The sequence below is a fragment of the Tenebrionibacter intestinalis genome (assembly GCF_016632365.1).
GTDB classification, from domain to species: Bacteria; Pseudomonadota; Gammaproteobacteria; order Enterobacterales; family Enterobacteriaceae; genus Tenebrionibacter; species Tenebrionibacter intestinalis.
This window is the reverse complement of record NZ_JAEPBH010000043.1, coordinates 1-22,589: the sequence shown is the minus strand read 5'-3', so window position 1 is coordinate 22,589 and position 22,589 is coordinate 1. Positions and strand designations below refer to the sequence as shown.

General features: G+C 50.8%; 17 protein-coding genes. 10 read left to right on the top strand and 7 right to left on the bottom strand.

Going from position 1 to position 22,589, the window contains the following annotated elements; genetic code table 11:
• Positions 1 to 65: 65 nt before the first annotated feature.
• The 7 genes from JJB97_RS14765 to btsR all read left to right on the top strand — a co-directional run bounded on the left by JJB97_RS14765 (position 66) and on the right by btsR (position 9,733).
• Complete coding sequence (locus JJB97_RS14765) at positions 66 to 971, top strand: OmpA family protein (RefSeq protein WP_238714782.1); 906 nt, start codon at positions 66 to 68, stop codon at positions 969 to 971.
• Positions 972 to 1,297: 326 nt separating this feature from the next.
• Complete coding sequence (locus tag JJB97_RS14760; protein ID WP_238714781.1) at positions 1,298 to 3,496, top strand: type I secretion system permease/ATPase; 2,199 nt, start codon at positions 1,298 to 1,300, stop codon at positions 3,494 to 3,496.
• Positions 3,497 to 3,530: 34 nt separating this feature from the next.
• The gene (locus tag JJB97_RS14755; RefSeq protein WP_238714780.1) at positions 3,531 to 4,823 is read left to right on the top strand and encodes an HlyD family type I secretion periplasmic adaptor subunit; all 1,293 of its coding nucleotides are present in this window, start codon (positions 3,531 to 3,533) and stop codon (positions 4,821 to 4,823) included.
• Positions 4,824 to 4,827: 4 nt separating this feature from the next.
• The gene (locus tag JJB97_RS14750) at positions 4,828 to 6,540 is read left to right on the top strand and encodes a TolC family protein (RefSeq protein ID WP_238714778.1); all 1,713 of its coding nucleotides are present in this window, start codon (positions 4,828 to 4,830) and stop codon (positions 6,538 to 6,540) included.
• A 75-nt stretch (positions 6,541 to 6,615) separates the two neighbouring features.
• The gene (locus JJB97_RS14745; protein ID WP_238714777.1) at positions 6,616 to 7,194 is read left to right on the top strand and encodes a hypothetical protein; all 579 of its coding nucleotides are present in this window, start codon (positions 6,616 to 6,618) and stop codon (positions 7,192 to 7,194) included.
• A 137-nt stretch (positions 7,195 to 7,331) separates the two neighbouring features.
• Positions 7,332 to 9,020, top strand: coding sequence for a sensor histidine kinase (locus tag JJB97_RS14740; protein WP_238714776.1), 1,689 nt, complete (start codon positions 7,332 to 7,334; stop codon positions 9,018 to 9,020).
• The gene (gene btsR / locus JJB97_RS14735) at positions 9,014 to 9,733 is read left to right on the top strand and encodes a two-component system response regulator BtsR (protein WP_238714775.1); all 720 of its coding nucleotides are present in this window, start codon (positions 9,014 to 9,016) and stop codon (positions 9,731 to 9,733) included. The genes JJB97_RS14740 and btsR overlap by 7 nt, the downstream gene beginning before the upstream one ends.
• A gap of 241 nt (positions 9,734 to 9,974) precedes the next feature.
• On the opposite strand, the gene JJB97_RS14730 is transcribed toward btsR, so the two are convergent.
• Both JJB97_RS14730 and JJB97_RS14725 read right to left on the bottom strand, forming a co-directional pair.
• On the bottom strand, positions 9,975 to 10,931 hold the full coding sequence (locus JJB97_RS14730) for a GlxA family transcriptional regulator (protein WP_238714774.1): 957 nt from the start codon (positions 10,929 to 10,931) through the stop codon (positions 9,975 to 9,977).
• Between the two features lie 26 nt (positions 10,932 to 10,957).
• Entirely contained in the window at positions 10,958 to 11,734 is a 777-nt protein-coding gene (locus JJB97_RS14725; RefSeq protein WP_238714773.1) for an MBL fold metallo-hydrolase, read from the bottom strand.
• Positions 11,735 to 12,369: 635 nt separating this feature from the next.
• On the opposite strand from JJB97_RS14725, the gene JJB97_RS14720 reads away from it, so the two are divergent.
• Together JJB97_RS14720 and JJB97_RS14715 are read left to right on the top strand one after the other, a co-directional pair.
• Entirely contained in the window at positions 12,370 to 13,848 is a 1,479-nt protein-coding gene (locus JJB97_RS14720) for a SulP family inorganic anion transporter (protein ID WP_238714772.1), read from the top strand.
• An 18-nt stretch (positions 13,849 to 13,866) separates the two neighbouring features.
• On the top strand, positions 13,867 to 14,694 hold the full coding sequence (locus JJB97_RS14715; RefSeq protein WP_238714770.1) for a universal stress protein: 828 nt from the start codon (positions 13,867 to 13,869) through the stop codon (positions 14,692 to 14,694).
• Between the two features lie 219 nt (positions 14,695 to 14,913).
• Here the strand turns inward: JJB97_RS14715 and JJB97_RS14710 are convergent, their stop codons facing one another.
• A complete protein-coding gene (locus tag JJB97_RS14710; RefSeq protein WP_238714769.1) occupies positions 14,914 to 17,064 on the bottom strand; it encodes a carbon starvation CstA family protein in 2,151 nt (716 codons plus the stop codon).
• 1,207 nt (positions 17,065 to 18,271) lie between these two features.
• Between JJB97_RS14710 and JJB97_RS14705 the strand changes: the two genes are divergently transcribed.
• Entirely contained in the window at positions 18,272 to 18,628 is a 357-nt protein-coding gene (locus tag JJB97_RS14705) for a response regulator transcription factor (protein WP_238714767.1), read from the top strand.
• A 72-nt stretch (positions 18,629 to 18,700) separates the two neighbouring features.
• Here JJB97_RS14705 and JJB97_RS14700 read toward each other — a convergent pair whose 3' ends face one another.
• The 4 genes from JJB97_RS14700 to JJB97_RS14685 all read right to left on the bottom strand — a co-directional run.
• The gene (locus JJB97_RS14700; RefSeq protein WP_238714765.1) at positions 18,701 to 19,789 is read right to left on the bottom strand and encodes a tellurite resistance/C4-dicarboxylate transporter family protein; all 1,089 of its coding nucleotides are present in this window, start codon (positions 19,787 to 19,789) and stop codon (positions 18,701 to 18,703) included.
• A 573-nt stretch (positions 19,790 to 20,362) separates the two neighbouring features.
• Positions 20,363 to 20,686, bottom strand: coding sequence for a C40 family peptidase (locus tag JJB97_RS18650; RefSeq protein WP_238714763.1), 324 nt, complete (start codon positions 20,684 to 20,686; stop codon positions 20,363 to 20,365).
• Between the two features lie 590 nt (positions 20,687 to 21,276).
• Positions 21,277 to 21,876: a DJ-1/PfpI family protein gene (locus JJB97_RS14690; protein ID WP_238714761.1), complete on the bottom strand. Its 600-nt coding sequence runs from the start codon at positions 21,874 to 21,876 to the stop codon at positions 21,277 to 21,279.
• 285 nt (positions 21,877 to 22,161) lie between these two features.
• Positions 22,162 to 22,589: integrase core domain-containing protein (locus JJB97_RS14685; protein ID WP_238714760.1), on the bottom strand; the 428-nt coding region annotated here is incomplete at its 5' end.

Here is a 22,589-nt window from a genome sequence, read left to right as displayed (position 1 = left end):
TGCAATAAGCGATAGTCGGGTAGGGGGCTGTTTATCTGAAAATATTCATTGGATGGAAATAAACAATGAAAAAAGTGAATGCAGTAAATAAATACATAAAGAGCGCATTAATTATTAGTGCAATGCTTTCTTCGGGCGGCCTGCATGCCAACGTTTTTCTGGAAGGGCAAAGCGTAGGCGTTATTCCACAGTCAGACACTACCTATTTCTCGACGCCGCAGGTGGTGCCTGAACAGGCGCAGCTTATCTATTACTATCCTGCCAGCGTAAACGCAGGGCCGCTTAATATTTATCTCGATAAAGAATTTCATACCGCCTTATTACCCGGAGAGTTTACAACTTTATGCGTAAGCGCGGGCCAGCATACGCTGGCTGCGGCCGTAAACGATGCGCCATTGTATCAGCAAAAAGCAAACGCGGGCGTTAACGCGCAGTTTAACGGCGGTAAGACCTATTTTGTACGTTCTGCCGTAAGTAATGGCATTGTCAGTGAGGCGGTAACCCGTCAGCAGGCCGAGCAGGAATTGCCGGTGATGAACCGTAGTACGCGCCTGGTTAACCGCGCGTCTGGTATGCAGACCTGCCGCTATGTCGGTTCCGGTAAGGATGTCACGCTGATTATGGATGCGGTACGTTTCCGGTTTGCCGGCAGCAGTTATGATCAGATGCTGCCTGAATCGCAGCGTAAGCTTGACAGGCTGATAGACTTTACCAGACGCTCTAACAATGTCAGCAGTATTAATCTTGTGGGGTATACCGACGGTATCGGCAACAGCGAAAGCAACCGCCGTTTGTCTGAAGCACGCGCTGAAACCGTGCGTCAGGCGCTGATCGGCGCGGGCATAGACGCAAGCATTATCAATGTTCAGGGCCTGGGTGTAGCGCAGACAGCCGGTGGGTGTAGCAAACGCCAGGAAGACGGCTGCAACAAAATGAGCCGTCGTGTCGATATTATGATCAATAGTCATTGATGACGGTTTGCAATATCTGATTGGCTAAAAATGCCGTCTACATGCGTAGGCGGCATTTTTTATTGTGCGTTTTTTAAGTGGGAAAATAAGTACTTCCTGGGGGAGGCTTATTTTTATTTTATCAATAATCGGTTGTTTTGATGGCAAGGTGCCTTAATCAGGAAATAGAGTAATATTTTCCCAATTTATTTACCGCATTCTAATATTTTTACGCCTGGAAAAACTAAGGCTAATTAAGTAAGGAATAAGCCTTAGGAATATTTATAAAAAAGTCGTCTGTGCTATAACTGCGGTTCAGAAATTTATTAAAAAGTGGAAAGAACGTTATGGACGATATTCAATCCGCTTCAACGCCGCCATTAATGGCGCTGGACGAAGCTGTAGAAAATGGAGTGCAGGATTCGCTGCTGTCGGCGGTAAAATGGCTCACTCGTTATTACGACAAATATGTCAGTACTGCAGTTTTATACTCCGACCTACCGCGCGATCGCACCCTCTCTGCGGAGTTGGCCGTAAAAATGCTGGATCAAACCGGGATTACGTCCGGTTGGGTGAAGCGTGAACTGAAATCGTTTTCTGATTATCTTTTTCCGATTGTGCTGTCAAAGAATGATGGCACCTACTGTATTGTTACCACGCGTCAGAAAGAAAAAGGCCAGGAGGTTTATACCGTCATCCTGCCGGAAACCGGTGTGCAAAGAACGGTTAACGCGGCCGATCTGGCTAAAGATTTTACCGGTTATGCGCTGCTCGCCAGCCGCAAACCGGAGATGAAATCCGGCATTGATAATATTCTCCCGGAAGTAAATCGCGAAGGCCACTGGCTGTTTAGCACGTTGTGGCGCTACCGCCATTTCTTTTACAGCGCGGCAATGGCGGCGCTGCTCGCCAACATCCTGACGCTGGCGACAACCTTCTTCACCATGAATGTGTACGATCGCGTGGTGCCAAACCAGGCCTATGCCACGCTGTGGTCGTTAGCGATCGGCGTCATTATCGCCATTATCTTTGAATTCACCTCACGTCAGATCCGCGCCTGGCTTATCGATGTGGCAGGAAAAAAGGCAGACCTCATACTGGGATCGACGCTGTTTCGCCAGATGATGTCCGTGCGACTTGAGCACAAACCTCAGTCGGCCGGCTCGTTTGCTAACCAGTTGCGTGAGTTTGAGTCAGTGCGCGACTTTATGACCTCGGCTACGCTTGCGACGCTGTCGGATATTCCTTTTTGCATATTGTTCCTGTTGATCATCTACCTGATCGGCGGTCCGCTGGCGGCGGTTCCGCTGCTGGCCGTGCCGGTTATTTTGATTGCGAGCATTCTCATTCAGCGTCCGCTGTCGCGCTATATGAATGAAAATATGCGCGAGTCGTCGCTTAAGCATGGCTTGTTGATTGAAAGCATTGAAGGCATTGAGGCGCTGAAAGCGGCGCGCGGTGAAGGCGTAATGCAAAAGCGCTGGGAAGACTTCAGCGCGCTTTCGGCTTCTACTTCAATGAAAATTCGCCATCTCTCCAGCCTGACGATGGGCTTCACCTCGTTTGTACAACAGGTGGTAACCGTCATTATTGTGGTCTGGGGGGTGTACTTAATCCACAGCGGCAATCTGACGATGGGGTCGATGATCGGTGTGGTTATCCTGTCCGGACGTTGTTTGTCGCCGCTGGCTGCGATGGTGGGGCTGGCTATTCGCTATCAGCAGGCGAAAACGGCGCTTCAGTCGCTCAATCAGTTTATGGACATGCCGACCGATCGCGACGCAGCCCGCAGCTACCTGCCGTCGCCGCGCTTTGAAGGCAGTATCCGCCTGAGAAAAGTCAATTTTGAATACCCGATTCCGGGGATGCCCAACACGCTTAAAGTGATCGACAACGTTTCATTTCAGATTGGACGCGGTGAACGCGTTGCCATTATCGGCAATATCGGCAGCGGCAAATCGACGCTGCTAAAGCTGGTTGCTCGTCTGTACCAGCCTAAAAGCGGCCAGATGTCTATCGATGGCGTTGATGTTGCGCAAATTGATCCAGCCGACTGGCGTACTGCGGTGGGCTATGTCGGCCAGGATTGTCGCCTGTTTTTCGGCTCGTTGCGCGAGAACGTCATGATTGGCAACCCGTCGGCCACTACCGCGCATTTTCTGCGCGTCGCCAAAATGACAGGGCTGGATCAGATCGCCGCTCAGCATCCGATGGGCTTCGACATGCCTGTGGGGGAAATGGGGCAATTGCTTTCCGGCGGTCAGCGGCAGTTGGTCGCGCTGGCGCGCTGCCTGCTGCTTGAGCCGAAAATCATCCTGATGGATGAACCCACCAGTTCGATGGACGCCTTAACTGAAGCCAAATTTATCGACCAGCTTCAAAAAGCGATTACTGACCAGACGCTGATTATCGTGACGCATCGTTTCTCCTTATTGCAACTTGTCAGCCGCCTGATGGTGTTGGTTGAAGGCCGCGTCACTCACGATGGCGAAAAAGATGCCGTTATCGCCGAGTTAAATTCAGCCCACAACGTTGAGAAAAAGTAACAACCAATCCTGAGCATGGACGAAGGGAAATAAAATGGAAATGAGAACGGATGCGCCGGTAGTGGACAAACGTCCCGGGGCGACCGGGGTGCAAAAAGCGCAGCCTGGCAAGGCTGGCGGCAGAGTCAACTCTGAAGATCTGAAGTTTATGCGGGAATTGCAGGGGGCGCTGCTGGTTCAGAAAACGCCGGTGACATCTGTCGTGCTGTGGCTGATTGCCGTCATTGTGGTCATTGCGCTGACGTGGGCGCACTTTGCGATTGTTGAGGAAATTACGCAAGGGGAAGGCAAAGTCATTCCTGCCTCGCGCGAGCAGGTTATACAGAGCCTGGAAGGCGGCATTCTTGAAGAGCTGAATGTAAAAGAGGGCGATGTGGTGGAAAAGGGGCAAATACTGCTCAAAATCGACCCCACTCGCTCAAATGCCAGCTTTCAGGAAGCGCTTTCACGCGTGCAGGGGCTTGAGGGCACCGTTGCCCGCCTGCGTTCGGAAGCCTACGGTACGCCGCTGGTGTTTCCCGATGACATTCAGGGCATCGACTCTATCGTGCATGATGAAACCCAGGCCTGGAAATCGCGCCAGAAAACCCTGAATGAATCGGTTGCGGCGCTTAAGCACAGCCTCAGCCTGGCTGAAGCCGAAGTAAAACTGTCGGAACCGCTGGCGCGCCAGGGGCTTATCTCCGAAGTAGAAATATTGCGTCTCAGGCGTCAGGCCAACGAATTCCGCCTACAGATTGCCGAACGTACTAACCGCTTTCGCGCCGACGCTAATGGCGATCTGACGAAAGCAGAGAGCGAGCTGGCGCAGGCTCAGCAGGTGTTGGCCGGGCGTGAAGATGTGATGAATCGTACCACTATCGTGGCCCCGCTGCGCGGCACCATTAACAACATCAAGGTGACGACCCGGGGCGGGGTTATTCAGCAGGGAGCGGAAATTATGACGCTGATTCCGCTCGAAGATCGCCTGTTAGTAGAGGCCAAAATTAAGCCATCTGACGTAGCGTTTCTGCGCCCGGGGATGCCGGCTACGGTCAAAATCACCGCGTATGACTATGCCATCTATGGCGGTCTGCAAGGGCGCGTGGAGCATATCAGTCCGGATACGATTTTTGATGAAGAACGCGCCCGCTCCGGGCGAGGCGATCCGAACTTCTATCGGGTTTATATCCGCACTGATAGCGCGGCGCTGCACGTAAAAAACAAAGCGTTTCCGATTATTCCCGGCATGGTAGCGACGGTAGAAATTCGCACAGGGGAAAAATCAATCTTGTCGTATTTGCTCAAACCGGTGCTCAAAGCCCGCGAAGCGTTCAGGGAGCGTTAATAGAATGGATAAAAAGTGGGTAATAACAACGGTTGCGTTAGCCCTGTCGCTGACTTTTATTCAGGGCAGCCAGGCGGCAGATGATGATGAATTGCTGTTTAGCGAACCGCAGCCGGCGAGCGCGCCCAGATTCAAAATGGATGCGCCGCAAAGTGAGGTAAAAGAGGCGGCTGTAATGGGGCAGGCGGCTGAAAAGGACAGCGCTTATCATCGTTTTGCCCGGGAGCCTGGTTCGACGCAGAAGTTCCAGCAGGCGAAGGAAAAGGAAAGTATTGCTGACGCATTAGCTGCGCCGGCTGATTACAGGCAAATGGCGCAAAAGTCAGTAAGTGAAACGGGTAGTGATGAAGGCCTGGCGGCTGCTCAGGGCGCGCAGAGCGACGAGGGGCCGCGTACCGTTAATGCGCCGTCGGTTCGCCGGATGCAGGATATTCCTCCGCGTGCGGCTGCAATGGCGAAGCCGATGCAGTCAACGGCGGCAATTCATACCTGGTTTCAGAAAATGGTGGGTATTGCGCTGAACCACAGCCCGGAAGTGCGTGCTGCGCTGTCGGATATGGAAGCGTCAAGCTGGGGAGTGAAACAGGTACAGGGCCAGCGTTATCCTCAGGTCACCGTTGGCACCAGCGCGCCGTTTGGCTCTTTCGGCAACGGCGCCAGCACGCGGAATAATAATTCGCTTAGCGACACCAGCGTTTCTGTAACCGTGAATACAACGGTATTTGACTGGGGCAGGATTAGCGCCGAGCTTGACAGCGCCAGAGAAGGGCTGAATGCCGCGGCGCTGGCGGTGAAAGAAATACGTGAGCAGGTTGCCTCCAGCACGATGGCCGAGCTGCTGAATCTGAGCCGCTATCAGGAAAGTGTAAAAGTAGCGCAGGCCTACGTAAATCGTATGCAGAAGCTGGTGACGATGCTGTCTGGCATTGCCAGCGTTGATAAAGGCCGCGCCAGCGAACTGGTGCAGGCGCGTGCGCGTCTGCTGTCAGCGCAGGCACAGCAGGAACAGCTACAGCATCAATTTGATAATACCCGCATTAAGCTGGTACGCCTGATGGGCGTAGAGCCGGGGTTGCCGCCCGCTCTGCGTTGGAATGGCGATCTTATTGCGCTCAACACGGCGCTAAGCGCGCTGCACGATCATCCAACGCTCAAACGTGGAGAAGCTGAAATTCGCAGCGCGGACGCTCAGGCAGAATCTATCCGCGCCGCCGGTTTGCCAAAAGTAGACTGGGTCGTGCAGAAGAGTACGTCGAAAGATCAGTATGGCGACGAGGATGCATGGTACACCGGCTTAAACGTGCAATGGAGCGCTTTTAGCGGCGGTTCTGAACGCGCCCAGCGGCAGGCTGCGCTGGCGAAAATGCGCTCTGCGCAGGAGAAAGTGCAGGTCTCTCGCTACGAACTGGAATACCAGATACGCAACATGGTGGAAACCCGCGACTCTTCGCTACAACGCGCTGATAACTATGTGCGGCTGAGCGCCGAAACCGATCGGGTGCGCGATATGTTTTATCGCCAGTGGTATCACCTGGGAACGCGTACGCTGCTTGATGTGCTGAGCGCTGAAAGCGACCACTTTAATAATCAAATTTCAGCAATTAACAACCGCTATGACGGTTACACCAGCAACGTTTCTGTGATGTATAACGCCGCGATTTTGCTCAACTGGCTGGTGAAACAGCCAGGCATGAAGAGCCGCGGGCAAGGTTTCTGATAAGCCCCGGCGCCGCAAAGGCGCCGGGTCAGAAACAGCTCACAAAGAAGTTAATTTCAAGGAGATGAAATTATAATGGGCTTTTATCTCATTACCGATGATAGTTATTTCTCGATGGGGCTTAGCGAACTGTATCGGGAGCAAGGAAAAACAATAACTAACATTGTTCCGTGTGTCGATGCGGTGAGGGTTATTAGCGACAGCATGGGGCCGAATGACGTGGTTTTTCTGGCCGTGGACAACAATGCGAAAGCCGTACCGATTATTCTTGAACTGCGAAGCTGCCGCGCCAGGGTCGTGCAGGTTTTTGAGCACGTGAATAAAAAATTGCGCCATTTTGGCGTGGGCTACCTGGTAAAGGGCAGCGAACCGCCGGACTTTCTGCACTGGGAACGGCGCGGTAAGCCACGGCGTATATTCATTCCGGCACGATCGGTGCATTTTTTGTGCGGCATGCTCGACGGTACTGAGATTGCCGATCTGGCCAGCGAACATCACGTTCAGCCGCGCGCGGTGTATGGCAATATCCACTATGTCATGCGTAAATTTGGCCTGAAGCCCGGCGGCGCGTGGTCGCTGCTGCTGCTGTATCGGCTGGTGTTGTTGAGCGAAACAGGCACGTTACTCACCGATTATCGGCTGCGCGCTGCATAACGTCAGGTTATCCGGCTGCCTTGCGCAGCCGCCCCTACTTTTCCCTTCCGCCGGGCATATTTTTTTTGCAGTGTTTCAAAGAAAATGAACGTTATTCAGAGTAGGGTGCAGTTATTCAGACCACGTGGTTTCTCCGTATGTATTCCTTTGATTTAATGCTGTTGCTGCTCCAGCAGATGTGCGTATTCCTGGTCATTGCCTGGTTGATGAGCAAAACCCGCCTGTTTATTCCTCTGATGCAGGTAAGCGTGCGGCTTCCGCATAAGCTGCTGTGCTACATCACTTTCTCCATATTTTGCATACTGGGTACCTATCTCTCATTACAGATTAAAGATTCGCTGGCCAATACTCGCGCGATTGGCGCGGTTATGGGCGGGTTGCTGGGCGGCCCCGCCGTTGGCGCGCTGGTGGGATTGACCGGCGGCTTGCATCGCTACTCAATGGGGGGCATGACGGCGTTAGCCTGCATGGTTTCTACCATTACCGAAGGGCTGCTGGGCGGGCTGCTGCATACGCTGCTGATTCGGCGTGGTCAACCCGATAAAGTGTTTAATCCGCTGACGGCAGGCGCTGTAACGTTTGTCGCCGAGGTGACGCAGATGGCAATCATCCTGTTGATTGCCCGGCCGTTTAACGAGGCAACCAACCTTGTCGGCAGCATCGCGGCGCCGATGATCGTGACCAACACCGTAGGCGCGGCGCTGTTTATGCGCATTTTGCTGGACAGACGAGCAATGTTTGAGAAATACACGTCGGCATTTTCCGCCACGGCGCTCAAGGTGGCGGCAGCGACTGAAGGAATACTGCGCCAGGGCTTTAATGAAGTAAACAGTATGAAGGTGGCGCAGGTGCTGCATCAGGCGCTGGATATAGGCGCGGTTGCGATAACCGATCGCGAAAAGCTGCTGGCGTTTATCGGTATTGGCGACGATCACCATCTGGTTGGCAGCCCTATTTCCTCGCCCTATACGCTGCGGGCGATAGAGAGCAGTGAAGTCGTGTATGCCGATGGCAACGAGGTGCCATATCGTTGCTCTGTGTATCCGCACTGTAAACTGGGCTCGACGCTGGTTATCCCGCTGCGCGGTGAAAACCAGCGCGTGATTGGCGCGATTAAACTTTATGAAGCGCGAAACCGTCTGTTTAGCTCCATTAACCGCACGCTGGGAGAGGGAATAGCGCAACTGCTATCCGCACAAATTCTGGCCGGTAAATATGAGCGTCAAAAGGCGCTACTGGCGCAGTCGGAAATAAAGCTTCTGCATGCGCAGGTTAATCCCCATTTTCTGTTTAATGCGCTCAATACCCTTAAGGCGGTGATCCGCCAGGACAGTGAACGCGCGGGCGACCTGGTACAGTATCTTTCAACTTTCTTTCGTAAAAATCTTAAACGGGCGTCAGAAACCGCCACGCTCGCTGATGAAATTGAACATGTTAATGCCTATCTGCAAATTGAACAGGCGCGTTTCGCTGCGCGCCTGAAGGTGCGGTTGCAGATACCGCAGGCGTTGGCGCACCATAAATTACCGGCCTTTACGCTCCAGCCTATTGTGGAAAATGCCATTAAGCATGGCACGTCGCAGATGCTGGGCGTAGGGGAAATTACTATCCGGGCGCACAGCGATTTGGGATTTCTGGTGCTGGAGATTGAAGACAACGCCGGGCTGTATCCTGTACAGGCCGACACTCACGGGCTGGGTATGAGCCTGGTGGATAAGCGGCTGCGCACGCGCTTTGGCGATGGCTATGGCATTTCGGTAAACTGCGAACCTGACCGTTTTACTCGCGTTACGCTGAGGCTACCTCAGGAGATGCAGGCATGTTAAGAGTATTGATAGTAGATGACGAGCCGCTGGCGCGGGAAAACCTGCGCGTTCTGCTCCAGGAAGAGCGCGATATTGAAGTTGTCGGTGAATGCGCCAATGCTATTGAGGCCATTGGCGTCGTCAATAAACATCAGCCGGATGTGCTCTTTCTTGATATCCAGATGCCGCGTATCAGCGGGCTGGAAATGGTGGGCATGATTGATGATGCCAGACGTCCTCATATCGTCTTCCTGACGGCGTTTGACGAATATGCCGTAAAGGCATTTGAGGAACAGGCGTTTGACTATCTGCTAAAGCCCATTGAGGCGCGGCGCCTGGAAAAAACGCTGTCGCGTTTGCGTCAGCAGCGTCAGCCGCAGGACATATCGCCGCTGGTGGAAAACCAGCGGATGTTGACGTTCATCCCCTGCACCGGCCACAGCCGTATTTATTTATTAAAAATGGATGACGTGGCGTTTGTCAGCAGCCGGATGAGCGGTGTTTACGTAACCGGCCATGACGGCAAAGAAGGCTTTACGGAACTGACGTTGCGCACGCTGGAAAACCGCACGCCGCTATTGCGTTGCCATCGCCAGTATCTGGTAAATATGGGCTGCCTGAAAGAAATTCGCCTGGAGGATAACGGCCAGGCTGAATTGATACTGCGCGATGGCCTGAGTGTGCCGGTCAGCCGCCGCTATCTGAAAAATGTGAAAGAAGCCCTGGGGCTGTAAGCGGCGGGAGAGGATAGCCGCGTGGCGTTCGGCCCCGCGTTCGACTGGAATTTTGGCGCTGCGCAGAACGCGGTTTTATCCAACGCGAAGGTAAAGCGGCTTCTTTGGCGTATTTACTGTCTTTTTCGCCAGCGCGGTTGACGCTGCGGCGAAGGCCGCTGTGAGTTCGCAACTGACGCCCGGCCCGCTATGTCATTGCTGGCCGGGCAGACCCAGCCTAAACTCATTTTGTCAGTGAATGCTATTTTCTGGTGCCTCTGAATATCCGCCGCCATTCAGTAGGGCTGACATCAAACCGGCAGCGGAAATTTTGTCGGAAGGTCGCCGTAGACTGAAAACCCGCTTGTTCAGCGACCTGCTCAATAGAAATGTCCATATTCTCCAGCAACATCTGGCTGCGGTGCAGTCTTGCCGCCGTAATCCACTCGACAACGGTCATCCCCGTCGCTTTACTGAAATGCCGCGTCAGCGTCCTGCGACTCATTGAGGCATATTCAGCCAGTGAATTAATATCGTGTGGTTTCTGAAGATTTAGCCGCAGGTAATCAAGCACCATATTGATTCTGCTGTCGGCTGTCTTTTGAATAACGGGATGCGTGATGTACTGCGCCTGCCCCCCTTCGCGATGAGGTGGCGTGACCATCCTGCGGGCGATCTGATTGGCTATCCGGCTGCCACAATGCTCACGAATGATATACAGACAGCAGTCCATTGCTGCGGCCGTGCCTGCCGATGTGATAAGCCCGTTGTCGTCAACATACAGTTCGTTAAGATTTAATTGGACGGATGGAAACAACGCCCGGAAGTGCTCTTCATACTCCCAGTGTGTTGCTGCCATATGTCCATTCAGCAAACCTGCATAAGCCAGTACGAACGTTCCCAGACACAGCCCCACTATCTGCGCTCCCGCTTCTCGCGCTTTTACGAGGGCGTTAAGCAGGGCCCTGGAAGGGCGTTTTCGTACATCTTCCCAAAAGGGTACAATGACGATATCAACCTGAGAAAAAACTTCCAGGCCATGATCAACCTGTATTGCCGTTCCTTCATTCGACCAGATAAGGGCAGGTTTTTCAGCGCATAACAGCCGCCTGAAAAGCCGTTTTTCTGAGACGGTATCGCCAAAAAGAATCAGCGGAACGGATACGTGATAAGTGCTGAACCCCTGAGTAACCAGTATGGCAACGGAAATTGTGGACACCGTAACTCCAGGATAGCCGCTTACTGTCAAAACCAGACAGACTCGCCGTCTTCAGGCGCTGAAACATAATTCTGAATATGATTAATCCGCGCATATTCCAGCACGTCCTGACGGGTGACCAGACAGTGATTAACGGCCCCCATGTGGGTGGCGACGATTTGTGCTTCCGGGAGCGCCAGGTGTGCTTTCACGATATCTTCCTTACCAAAAATGATGGCGCCGTAGTTCAGAACATGCGCCCAGCCGGTATTCATAATTACCACATGCGGCCGGTATTTACGCATATTTTCTTCCACGGGCTTAATCCAGATAGTATCGCCAACAAGGTATAGCGTTTTTTCTGATGAATGGCGGAACACGACGCCGCTGGCGTCGCCTAATATGTTTGCCAACTGTGGGTTGGCATAGGCCTCATCTGAACCGTGCTGACATGTTGTCTTAATCAGTTCGATATCTTCCAGCCTGCTGTTTTCAGTGAGTATAATCAGGTTAGTGAAACCCTGAGAGCGTAGCAGCGCTTCATCATTTTCATTTTGGACATAAATCAATTTATCTTTCGGCACAATAGCTGCTGCAGCCTGATCCCAGTGATCCGGGTGCGTATGGGTGACGATTATGGCATCCACATCAAGCAGTGAATTTATATTCAGCGTTATATCCACCATCGGGTTGCGAATATCTGAGCGAACTGTTCCTTCAAACCCCGGCCAGGCGTCTTTCTCAGAAAGCATGGGATCAATGAGGAATTTCTTGCCTGCATATTCGAGGAGTTGAGTAGCGTTACGAACCTGTGTGATTTTCATTTTATGTCCTTCTGAAAACTTATCAAAACGGTAAGGGCCATATCGGCTGTGGCCTGATAAGCAATTATCGGGGCATATGGGCTAACGGACTACAATATAAGGGCCATAATACGCGCATATCGGGTCAATTTGGGGTGAATTAACGCAAACAAGAGAAGCAGAATAAGTATCGCTGTTAAATCCACTTTTTCTTGCCGAATGTCCGCCCGCGAGCGTAACTGGCTGAATGATGAAAATTATGCGTTTTGATAATGACGCCTGACAACCCATGCGCTTTCGCGCAAAGCCGAATGGTATTTGCCAGGCCGCCCTCCGGGCGCTGAGCAGGTCTGGTATTGATCTTCGCTGAGAATGGATTATAGTGAAGCGTTTTCGGGATATTGTCTGGAATACATCCTGATAATATCCGGCTTCGCAGCCGGCTTTTTTTCAGGCGATATCACTAAAAAACGAATCAGCGGTAAAGGAGAGTTTGTTTAAACATGCGTCTTACGCCACCCTGAGTTGTATCCCACCTCTGCGCGCTGAGTAGCCTCAGACGTATATTCGAAAACATCCCGTTTGCGGATGCTTTCTTTTTTGCCTGAAATTGTTGCCCGCACGGGCTGTCTGTAATCAAATTTTGAGAAACCACTATGCTGCTGTCCTCGACGCGTAAGGACTGGCTGGGTAACGTCCGTGGCGATGTCCTTGCCGGTATTGTTGTTGCGCTCGCGCTTATTCCTGAAGCGATCGCCTTTTCTATCATTGCCGGTGTGGATCCGCAGGTCGGGCTTTACTCCGCCTTCTGTATTCCCATTGTTATGGCCTTTTTTGGCGGGCGTCCGGCGATGATTTCGTCCTCAACCGGCGCAATGGCGCTGCTGATGACCACGCTGGTAAAAGATCACGGGCTTCAGTATCTGCTTGCGGCAACTGTCCTGACCGGTATTTTTCAGCTCGCTTCGGGTTATCTGAAGCCTGGAAACCTGATGCGCTATGTATCCCGCTCAGTGGTCACGGGCTTTGTTAACGCGCTGGCTATTCTGATATTCATGGCGCAGTTGCCGGAGCTTATCAATGTTACCTGGCATGTTTATGCCCTGACCGCCGCAGGCCTGGGCATTATTTATCTTTTCCCGTATATCAATAAAACCATACCGTCTCCCCTGGTTTGCATCATCGTGCTGACGGGAGTATCAATGTGGCTTCATCTTGATGTGCGCACCGTGGGCGATATGGGTAAGCTGCCTGACAGCCTGCCGGTATTTCTGCTGCCGGACGTGCCGCTGAATCTTAATACACTGCTGATTATCCTGCCGTACTCCGCAGGCCTTGCCGTGGTGGGGCTACTGGAGACGATGATGACGGCCGCTATTGTTGATGATATGACCGATACCCCGAGTGACAAAAATCGTGAGTGCAAGGCGCAGGGTATCGCCAATATCTGTACTTCTTTTATTGGCGGGATGGCCGGTTGCGCCATGATTGGGCAATCTGTTATCAATGTGAAATCAGGCGGGCGTGGTCGGCTTTCCACATTAACCGCCGGCGTCGTGCTGCTTTGCCTGATTCTCTTTCTGCGCCAGTGGGTGTCTCAGATACCGATGGCGGCTCTGGTTGCGGTTATGATTATGGTTTCTGTCGGCACGTTTTCCTGGCGCTCCATTGCAAACTTGCGTACCCATCCGGTTTCAACCAGCGTGGTCATGCTGGCGACGGTTTGCGTGGTCGTGGCCACTCACAACCTGGCGTTCGGCGTGCTGACGGGCGTACTGATTGCCTCCCTGAACTTTGCGACTAAGGTTGCTCGCTTCATGGTGGTTACCAGCGTATTAAAAGATGGCGTGCGTAACTATACCGTGATCGGACAGGTTTTCTTTGCCTCTTCTGACCGGTTTGCCAGCCAGTTTGATTTTCGTGAGGCGGTGGAGCACGTGGTGATTGATGTAACGCACGCCCACTTTTGGGATATTACCTCCGTCAGCGCGTTAGACAGGATTGTCATTAAATTCCGTCGTGAAGGCGCTGAAGTGGAAATCAGAGGTATGAATGATGCCACGCGCACCCTTATTGACCGTTTTGGTGTGCATGATAAGCCGGAAGAAGTAGAAAAACTGATGCGCGGCCACTAAATCACAGGGAAATACACCATGAATAATACCGTAATTGCCTGTGTTGACGGTTCATCGTCAACTCGCTCTGTTTGTGAATATGCCGCCTGGGCGGCGGGCAGGCTTGGAATACCGCTTGCGCTACTCCATGTTCTGGAAAAAAGCGAGCAAGCTGCTGTATCAGATATGTCCGGTACCCTTGGCGTCAACAGTTGGGAGCAACTGACAGAAGAGCTGGTTCGTATTGAGGGAGAGCGTAGCCGCCTGTTAATGGCGCAGGGGAAAATCATACTGGGAAATTGTGCGGCGCTGCTGGCGCAGGCGGGGCATCCGGCCGCCCTGCAGTTGCAAAAACACGGCGCACTGGATGAAATTCTCGCTGAAATGGGCGAATCGCGCCTGATGGTGCTCGGCCGCCGGGGAACGCAAAGTTCAGTCGGAAGCCAGCTTGAGAATGTTATCCGCCTTCAGAAAAAGCCAGTGCTCATTGCGTCAGAGCAGTACTCCTTACCGTCCCGCATTATGTTTGCCTGGGACGGGAGTGATGCAAGCTGGGAGAATCTGGAGCGCCTGACGGTCAGCTCGCTTTTACGGGATCTACCCTGTCACCTGGTGATGGTAAATGGTAATGCCTCAGCGCTTGATGATGCGAAAACAGTGCTGCAGAAAGCCGGTATCGCTACGCAGGCCAGGCTGTTGAACGATGATTCGGTAACCCGTGCCCTTTGCCGCTACGCGGATCAAAATAAAATCGATTTAACAGTGATGGGAGCATATGGGCATTCCCGGTTACGTCGGTTCTTTATCGGCAGCCATACCGCAGCGATGCTGTCTGAGAGTCGTCAACCCCTGTTGATGCTGCGATAGTACAGGCATATTTATAAGGCTGGCGGTTTAAAAGCAGGCTTTCTACCGTCTGGTGGGGCTGCCGGCAAAGCATTTTGTGAAGCGCGCAGGCACAGCGGTAATCCTGTTAAACGCTTTGTCAAACCAGCAGGTACTAAGCGGCTATACCTGCCTTTTTTTACCCGCCCATTATCGGGAAAACCTCAGTAATGGGCGGGGCTGGATGTTTATGCGTGACAATCAGTGGCCAGAAGAAACGTTGACGCCGCCTTCCGGCACCGGCACGTATGATGTCTCTTTATCGGTGCGTTTACCGGCGTTGCGTACGTTAAGCCAGGTACGCACGCCATAGAAAATGATGCTGTACACCACCAGCAGGAACAGGATACTCAGCCCTGCGTTGGTATAGTTATTCACCACAATATGGTTCATATTAGCAAGCTGTTGGGCGCTAAGATCGCCGCCTGCCGCAATGCGCGCTTTGTATTCGCGGGCCATATAGAAGAAGCCTTCCAGTTGTGGGTTAGTGCTGAACAGCTTCATGCCCAACGCCCAGGTTGTACAGATCAGCAGCCATATAGCCGGAATCAGCGTGACCCATATGTACTTTGTACGCTGCATTTTAATCAGCACGACGGTACACAAGACCAGCGCTACGGCGGCCAGCATCTGGTTCGAGATACCGAACAGCGGCCACAGGCTCTTCACGCCGCCCAGCGGGTCAACCACGCCCTGATACAACAGATACCCCCACAAGCCGACGCATCCTGCGGTGCCGATAATGCCTGCAACCAGCGAGTCGGTTTTTTTCAGGAACGGGATAAAATTGCCCAGCAGATCCTGTAACATAAAGCGCCCTGCGCGGGTGCCGGCGTCCAGCGCGGTAAGGATAAACAGCGCTTCGAACAGAATACCAAAGTGATACCAGAAGCCCATATCCGCCACAGGAACAATTTTGTGGAAAACATGCGCGATGCCCACGGCCAGCGTCGGCGCGCCGCCTGCGCGGTTCAGTACGGAAGGTTCGCCGATGTCTTTCGCCGTTTGTAAAATTTGCTCAGGCGTAATAACAAAACCCCAGGAGCTGACGGTTGCCGCGGCGTGGGCGGTAACGTCTTTAAGCTGCGCTACGATCATCGGCGCACTTTCGCTACTCAGCTCATGCAGGTTCGGCATCGTGATGCCAAGCCCTGCTGGCGGGGTGTTCATGGCGAAATAGAGACCAGGTTCGATAATTGAAGCGGCAACCAGCGCCATGATGGCGACGAAGGATTCCATCAGCATAGCGCCGTAGCCGATAAAGCGCGCGTCGGTTTCGCAGGCCAGCAATTTCGGCGTGGTGCCAGACGCAATCAGCGCGTGGAAACCAGAAACCGCGCCGCAGGCGATAGTAATAAACAGGAAGGGAAATAGCGCGCCTTTCCACAGCGGGCCGGTGCCGTCAATATATTGCGTAACGGCCGGCATTTTCAGCTCGGGGTTGAGCAAAACAATGCCAATCGCGAGACCGACGATTACGCCAATTTTCAGGAACGTCGCCAGATAGTCGCGCGGCGCCAGAATCAGCCAAACCGGCAGCAGCGCAGATATAAACGCATAACCGATGAGCGTGTAAGTGATGGTAGTATCTTTAAAGGTTAGCGCCGGTCCCCAGTAAGGGTCGTGAGCAACCACACCGCCAAACCAGATAGAGGCGACCAGCAAAACAATACCAATAACCGATACTTCGCCTACGCGGCCGGGACGCAGAAAGCGCATGTAAACGCCCATAAAGAGCGCAATAGGCACCGTTGAGCAGACGGTGAATACGCCCCAGGGGCTTTCAGCCAGCGCTTTGACAACGATAAGCGCCAGTACGGCAAGAATAATGATCATAATAAGAAAGCAGCCGAAGAGCGCGATAGTGCCAGGTACGCGTCCCATCTCTTCTTTTACCATTTCACCCAGCGAAGCGCCGTTGCGACGCGAAGAGATAAACAGCACCATAAAATCCTGCACCGCACCGGCAAGTACCACGCCTGCCAGCAGCCAGAGCGTGCCGGGCAAATAGCCCATCTGCGCTGCCAGTACCGGGCCAACCAGCGGGCCTGCCCCGGCAATTGCCGCGAAATGATGCCCAAACAACACGTTGCGGTTGGTCGGCACATAGTTCAGGCCATCGTTGTTAACGACCGCAGGCGTTGCGCGCGTGGGGTCGAGCTTCATTACTTTTCGGGCGATATAAAGGCTGTAGTAACGGTAGGCAACAAGGTATACCGAGATGGAAGCCACAACGATCCACAGCGCGCTGATATGCTCACCCCGGCGTAAGGCGACGACAGCCAGGCAGAAAGCACCGACGACGCCCAGGACTGCCCAGGGAATGTGTCTGAGAACATTATTTTTATTCATAAGTAAGCCTGCTTGTGAGACGACAAAATATTCCTGATGTTGTTACGTTGGGTCATCTGTATGAGATGTGTGATGCTTTTTCAGGCAAAACTATGATGACTGCCACAGAGCATGAGAAGTGGAATAAATGCCTGAGCGGCTATAATCGCAGGGTAAGCGGTTGTCTGCAGATGTAAGCGGTTTGGCAAAAATTGTCAGTGCTGGTTAAATGTGAAGTAAATCACGTATTTAGTCCTTGGTTTTATTAGGGGAATGGCTAACTTAGCTTGTTAAATTGACATTAAAGTTGATAGTTTGTTAATTATTAAATAATATTATTTTGCAAAAAATATAAAAAAATCGCCGGATCAGTAAGGTTGTTTAAATAATTAAAAATATAATAAAATTTAATCCTTTGTTTGTGTAAGTTTCTGTATTTTAGCGTATAGCATGCGTACGTCATCTGTACAAATGGATTAATAGTCTTAACTGTTTACTTAAAGATATTAATGGGAAAGCTTCTTTTGCATAATTAATTAACTTGCCGGTCGATTACATAAGGTAATAACGTGGGTCTGTTTATCTTTATTTTTTAGTTTGCTGATTTAGTAGTAGGAAGAAAATATTATCTTTTTTCTCTATTTATTGTTTTTTTGTAATCAGGAAGACGGATGAAAACATTTTTTATACAAAAATAGTGACCTTTTAATGCTGATTAGAATTCATTAATACTTATTAAGTGTGGCGCGGGTTTCGGTGGCGGGTCCTAATAATGCGCTGATTGACGAGAAAACTAAAAGGTGTTTTCATTAAGACATACATAGTTACTTCTTTTATAGTGTGTGTTTAAACTTAATGGTTATTTAATGTTGTGCAATTGCTTTTATGTGAAAAAAATATATTTTTATAATTGCTGTTGTTGTAGTAAAAAACAGTAGCAGAGTGAATTGTAGCAATCTGTGAGGTGTGTGTGAACATCATTTATCTTGGCGAAAATAACCTTGTTAGTAACGGGATAATTTATCTTCTGTCGAAAAATTTTAATGGGAGTAATGTTCAGCATCTGACTGTTATAACATCGATTTATGCCTCAGATTATCAGGCATGCGATATTATCGTTATTGATGATGAGTGCATCGCAAAATGTGAACGCTCGGTTTTTACGAAACTTTAAACGATTGGTACGCCTGTTCTGCTGCTCACGTCCGGAAAAAGCGACGTCAGGTATTTGCATGAAGCGCTGCCTACCTTACGCGGCATTATTGAACGTGACAGTAAGCCAGAGCTGTTTATTAAAGCGATCAATATGGTGGCTGCAGGCGGATATTGTTATTCATGGTATGTCCTCAGTTCCGCCAGGACAATTGAAAGGTATTTTGATGAAGATGCGTGTAAAAAAGCTAAACTCACCAGCCGGGAAAAAGAGATACTGAAGCTTTGTCTTGCAGGTGAAACAAATAAATCCATATCGTCACTGTTATCGCGTAGTGAAAAAACGGTTAGCGCGCATAAATCCAATCTACTCAAGAAACTGGGTTTAAAAAACTGGCAGTTAAAAACATCAGCGATGTGCAGTAAGCAGTAACAGGGGCCGCGGCGTTATATGATGGCGGTTAGCCCGCTATGTTAAGTCAACCGTTAAAAGAGCGTTTAATTTTTAACGGGGGCTATCTGTTATGGCTTTGCGTTTGCAACTTTGATGACATGACTTTCCCAGGGAAGTTAACATCCTGATATAAAAAATAAACCACAAGAGGAACACACACACAACGCTTCCTTTTATAAGCCAGTTCGGTGGAGTTATGCCAATAACATGCAGAACGTTAAAGGAAGCAACAACAATCATTCCGGAAGGAAAAACAATAGACCAGTCGCCGGGAACATAACGATAATCCAGAACGCGTGACGTAAGGCGCCAGAAAAAGATAGTCAGCAGCAGCAGTAACCACCAGAGCGCCATAGCCCAGAGAAAGAATATAATAGCCGTAATAATAGGCGTTATCGTGGCGAAGGCGCCTGCATTGTGCACGGCGAGGAGTTTCGTTCCGGCCAGAGAAGAAATCGCCAGCGCCCCCATATTAATCCACCATGATGGCGAAAAATCTCTTTTATTTACCGAAGTAAATAGCCATCTGAAAAAAATCATTGGAATTATCATCATATAAAGCATGATACTGATCGCCCAGAGCGCGGTACAAAATATCGCCTGTGGCCGGGTAGCGGCGCCTTCTGTGCCCGCGCCCAGCACGACGATAGAGCACCCCGCCACCGTACACAGCAGCCATAAGCCGTCCAGCCCCTGATTAAAACTGCATTTATCTTCCGACATCGCTACGCCGGCAATCATCGAAAAAATAAGTAATAAATAGAGAACAATCCCTGCGCTTAACAGAATAAAAGGCAGAGGCGTTAACTCAGTGAGCGTATCGTATTGTTCACCCAGCATACAGGTTCCGGCCACCATGGTCAGGAACCCAGGCCCTTTATCAGAATGGATCAGATCGCGCCATACTACCGCTGGCGAAGCGATAAATTTCGACAGCGCCAGAAAAACGCAGATAACGTACTGACTGCTGTTTAGTATCAAAAGGCCAAAGGCGAGAGAGTGAAAGCCCGCCGCCTGGCAGCCCAGGGATATAATGCCTGTTGCCATAATGAGCGCAAAATAGTTATACGGGAAATGCGTAAGCGACTGCGCCCATAACGTGTGAAGCGTGGACGTAATTTTACTGTGGTTATGTGGCATGGGTAAGCCGCCTTTGTTTAACGTTGTTTCCGGATGCCAATATTGCCATCGTTGGCGCTTTTTACTTTGACTTATCAGGCGATAAAGCTGGCGCTGAAAATCGCGTAACACGGCGATTGACAGGCGACACGTATTCATATTTCAGCGATACTGTGGCCGTTAATGGCTTACGGGGCATTAATGATACAGTAAGGATAGACATCCTGCGGCAGGTTCAGGGGCTTATTGCCATAAGGGTTATACGCTTTTGCCCGGAATTTACCGCGCTGGCGCAATGAAATAATGCCACCGATAAGCCGGCAGTTAAACGCAGCGGAGATACTTCAGCGTAATTGCTCCTCCCTATGTGTGGCGTTGAGAACACGCCGCCAGAATAACGGTTAAGCTTTATAGCGTGCTGTTGGCCTGGTTGCGGTTATCGTCAGCGCTGAACAAGGGGCAAGCGTTAAAACAGAGAGGATAAACGGGCGGTTGGCCTTCCTGGCCTTAAGAATGCGTTTTGTTATTTGCTATCAATGTTATTTATAGAGATAAAGGGGCGGCATCAGAGAAATGTATAACGCTTCTCTTTGGTTAATCCAGAATCCGTCTTGCTGCTTCGAAATGATGTATCCAGTAATTATTTTCCAGGCTTGACATGGTGACCCCCATACTTGAAGAGGCATGTATAAATTTTTCCTCGCCGATATATACGCCCACGTGACGGGTATGAGGTTTGGTCTGGAAGAACACCAGATCGCCAGGGCGTAGATCGCTAACAGAAATACGCTGCCCCTGCTTTATTTGCTCTGCGGTTGTTCTCGGGAGGTTTTTTGCAAGCCCGCGCTGAAAAATTTTCTGCATCAGCGCTGAGCAGTCAATACCGGCTGTATTCATACCCCCCCATTTATATTTCACCCCTTTCCATGCGCCATATTGCTCAAGTATTTTCCTTTTTACTTTAAATTTAGAATTGGCTCTGGTGCTTTTGGTTTTAAAGGGTATATGCAACGTCGCCGGCGCTTTATGGAAGCCGGTGGCCAGCGCAGGGAATACACAGGAAATACTCAATAAAAATGCATAAAAAAGATGTGAAATTTTCAAAGGCATACTCACGTCTGTTTAAAAATTAATCGGTACAGGATGAATTTTAAACAGACGGCACTATAAAGCAAGATGTTTTTTGTATAGAAATCAAAGGAAAAAGTGCTTGTTGTTTTTATTTTGTACTGGAAGTGATGGGGGCGTTATGTTTTCTACCATAGTTATTCCCCGTCTCATTTTATTATTTACATTGTTTTGCCAAAAACGCACAAAAATTAAACAAATGAAAGAAAGGAAGAAATTAAATTGCGCGTTTGTAAGCCTGCTCTGTATATAAAGCATTCTGTGTATTTGTATTTAAAAAGTTAAAAAATGGATTTATATTAAAAAATAAGGGCGGATTTGTTGATTTTACTGATTTAACCTGCGCCCTTATTGCCCGTTTCCTGCTGCAGACTCAGGTTTTACCGCTGTGACAAAGAAAAAGGGTCGTTGTTGGCTTCTTTGTTCCAGAGATACTCCATTTTTGTGGCGGTTTCTTCTGCCCGTTTTTGTCCGTAGATGTCGGCTACCACCTGCAAAGCCATATCCACACCTGCGCTAATGCCCGATGACGTATAGAATTTACCATCATGCACCCAGCGGGCTTGAGATTGCCACTGTACCTGGCCGTTTAACGAGGCAACCCAGTCAAACGCCTGTTTATTGCTGGTGGCCCGGATGCCATTTAGTGTGGATGCGCTGGCCAGTAATGCCGAACCCGTACAGACCGACATACATAACCGGGACCTGGCCACCAGATCCCGGAGCCAGTCAAGATAAGCGGTTTCTGTGGTTAAGACCCGGGTTCCCATGCCGCCGGGAACCAGCAGCGCGTCGATATTTATACCCTCTGCCTGCTCTGTTATGACCTTCACGCCCTGGTAGCTTCGTATTATTCCCCCTTCGCGTGAAATAAACCTGAGCTGGCATTCTTTCTGACAACCAAAGACTTCTATCGGCCCCATGGCGTCAAGGGTTTCAAAATCATCGAAAAGCACTACGGCTATTGTCGCTAGTTCCACAGGTCGTTTCCTTACTTTTACAGGGATATTCATTGTGGGGGAGAGCGGTCAGGTGGAAATTGATCCGCCCCGGTAATCCTGGAGAGATTTTGAACCGCACCGAATTTCCTGGAGAGAGCTAAGACAGGAAGCTCAGGCTGCCAGATTGTTACAGTTTCTGGAAGCATAATATGTTTTTTCGGCTTCAGCCGGTGGGATGTGGCCCAGCCTCTCCATCAGCCTGCGATTGTTGTACCAGTCCACCCATGTGTATTTGACCCTATATATCCAGACACCTTTTCTCTCTTACGGTTGCGATAACTTCCTGCGTCTATATTCCCGTGGTGAGCGATACCCCAGCGCGCTGTGCGGATGATGTTCGTTGTAATGACTGAACGCCACCGCCAGGTTCATCACCGCTGCCTGGCTGTCCGGTTTCGGCATCATGCTGATGTAATCCCGTTTTATCGTCTTCACGAAGCTTTCTGCTATGCCATTGCTTTCCGGGCTTCGCACTGCTGTCGTGCAAGGCTCCAGTCCCAACATCCGGGCGAATGCCCGCGTTTCATGCGCCCTGTACGCTGAACCGTTATCCGTCAGCCATTCCAGTGGCTCCGGTGGTTGTTCCTGCCCGAAGCGTTTTTCTACTGCGCCTGGCATGACATCCTGCACCGTTTCTTTGTCATAGCCTCCGCTACTGGCTGCCCAGTCGATTATCTCCCTGTCACAGCAGT

What these genes read in the sequence shown, in the direction of transcription:
- JJB97_RS14765 (WP_238714782.1), top strand. Translation starts at nt 66, where the DNA reads ATGAAAAAAGTGAATGCAGTAAATAAATACATAAAGAGCGCATTAATT.
- JJB97_RS14760 (WP_238714781.1), top strand. Translation starts at nt 1,298, where the DNA reads ATGGACGATATTCAATCCGCTTCAACGCCGCCATTAATGGCGCTGGAC.
- JJB97_RS14755 (WP_238714780.1), top strand. Translation starts at nt 3,531, where the DNA reads ATGGAAATGAGAACGGATGCGCCGGTAGTGGACAAACGTCCCGGGGCG.
- JJB97_RS14750 (WP_238714778.1), top strand. Translation starts at nt 4,828, where the DNA reads ATGGATAAAAAGTGGGTAATAACAACGGTTGCGTTAGCCCTGTCGCTG.
- JJB97_RS14745 (WP_238714777.1), top strand. Translation starts at nt 6,616, where the DNA reads ATGGGCTTTTATCTCATTACCGATGATAGTTATTTCTCGATGGGGCTT.
- JJB97_RS14740 (WP_238714776.1), top strand. Translation starts at nt 7,332, where the DNA reads ATGTATTCCTTTGATTTAATGCTGTTGCTGCTCCAGCAGATGTGCGTA.
- btsR (WP_238714775.1), top strand. Translation starts at nt 9,014, where the DNA reads ATGTTAAGAGTATTGATAGTAGATGACGAGCCGCTGGCGCGGGAAAAC.
- JJB97_RS14725 (WP_238714773.1), bottom strand. Translation starts at nt 11,734, where the DNA reads ATGAAAATCACACAGGTTCGTAACGCTACTCAACTCCTCGAATATGCA.
- JJB97_RS14720 (WP_238714772.1), top strand. Translation starts at nt 12,370, where the DNA reads ATGCTGCTGTCCTCGACGCGTAAGGACTGGCTGGGTAACGTCCGTGGC.
- JJB97_RS14715 (WP_238714770.1), top strand. Translation starts at nt 13,867, where the DNA reads ATGAATAATACCGTAATTGCCTGTGTTGACGGTTCATCGTCAACTCGC.
- JJB97_RS14710 (WP_238714769.1), bottom strand. Translation starts at nt 17,064, where the DNA reads ATGAATAAAAATAATGTTCTCAGACACATTCCCTGGGCAGTCCTGGGC.
- JJB97_RS14700 (WP_238714765.1), bottom strand. Translation starts at nt 19,789, where the DNA reads ATGCCACATAACCACAGTAAAATTACGTCCACGCTTCACACGTTATGG.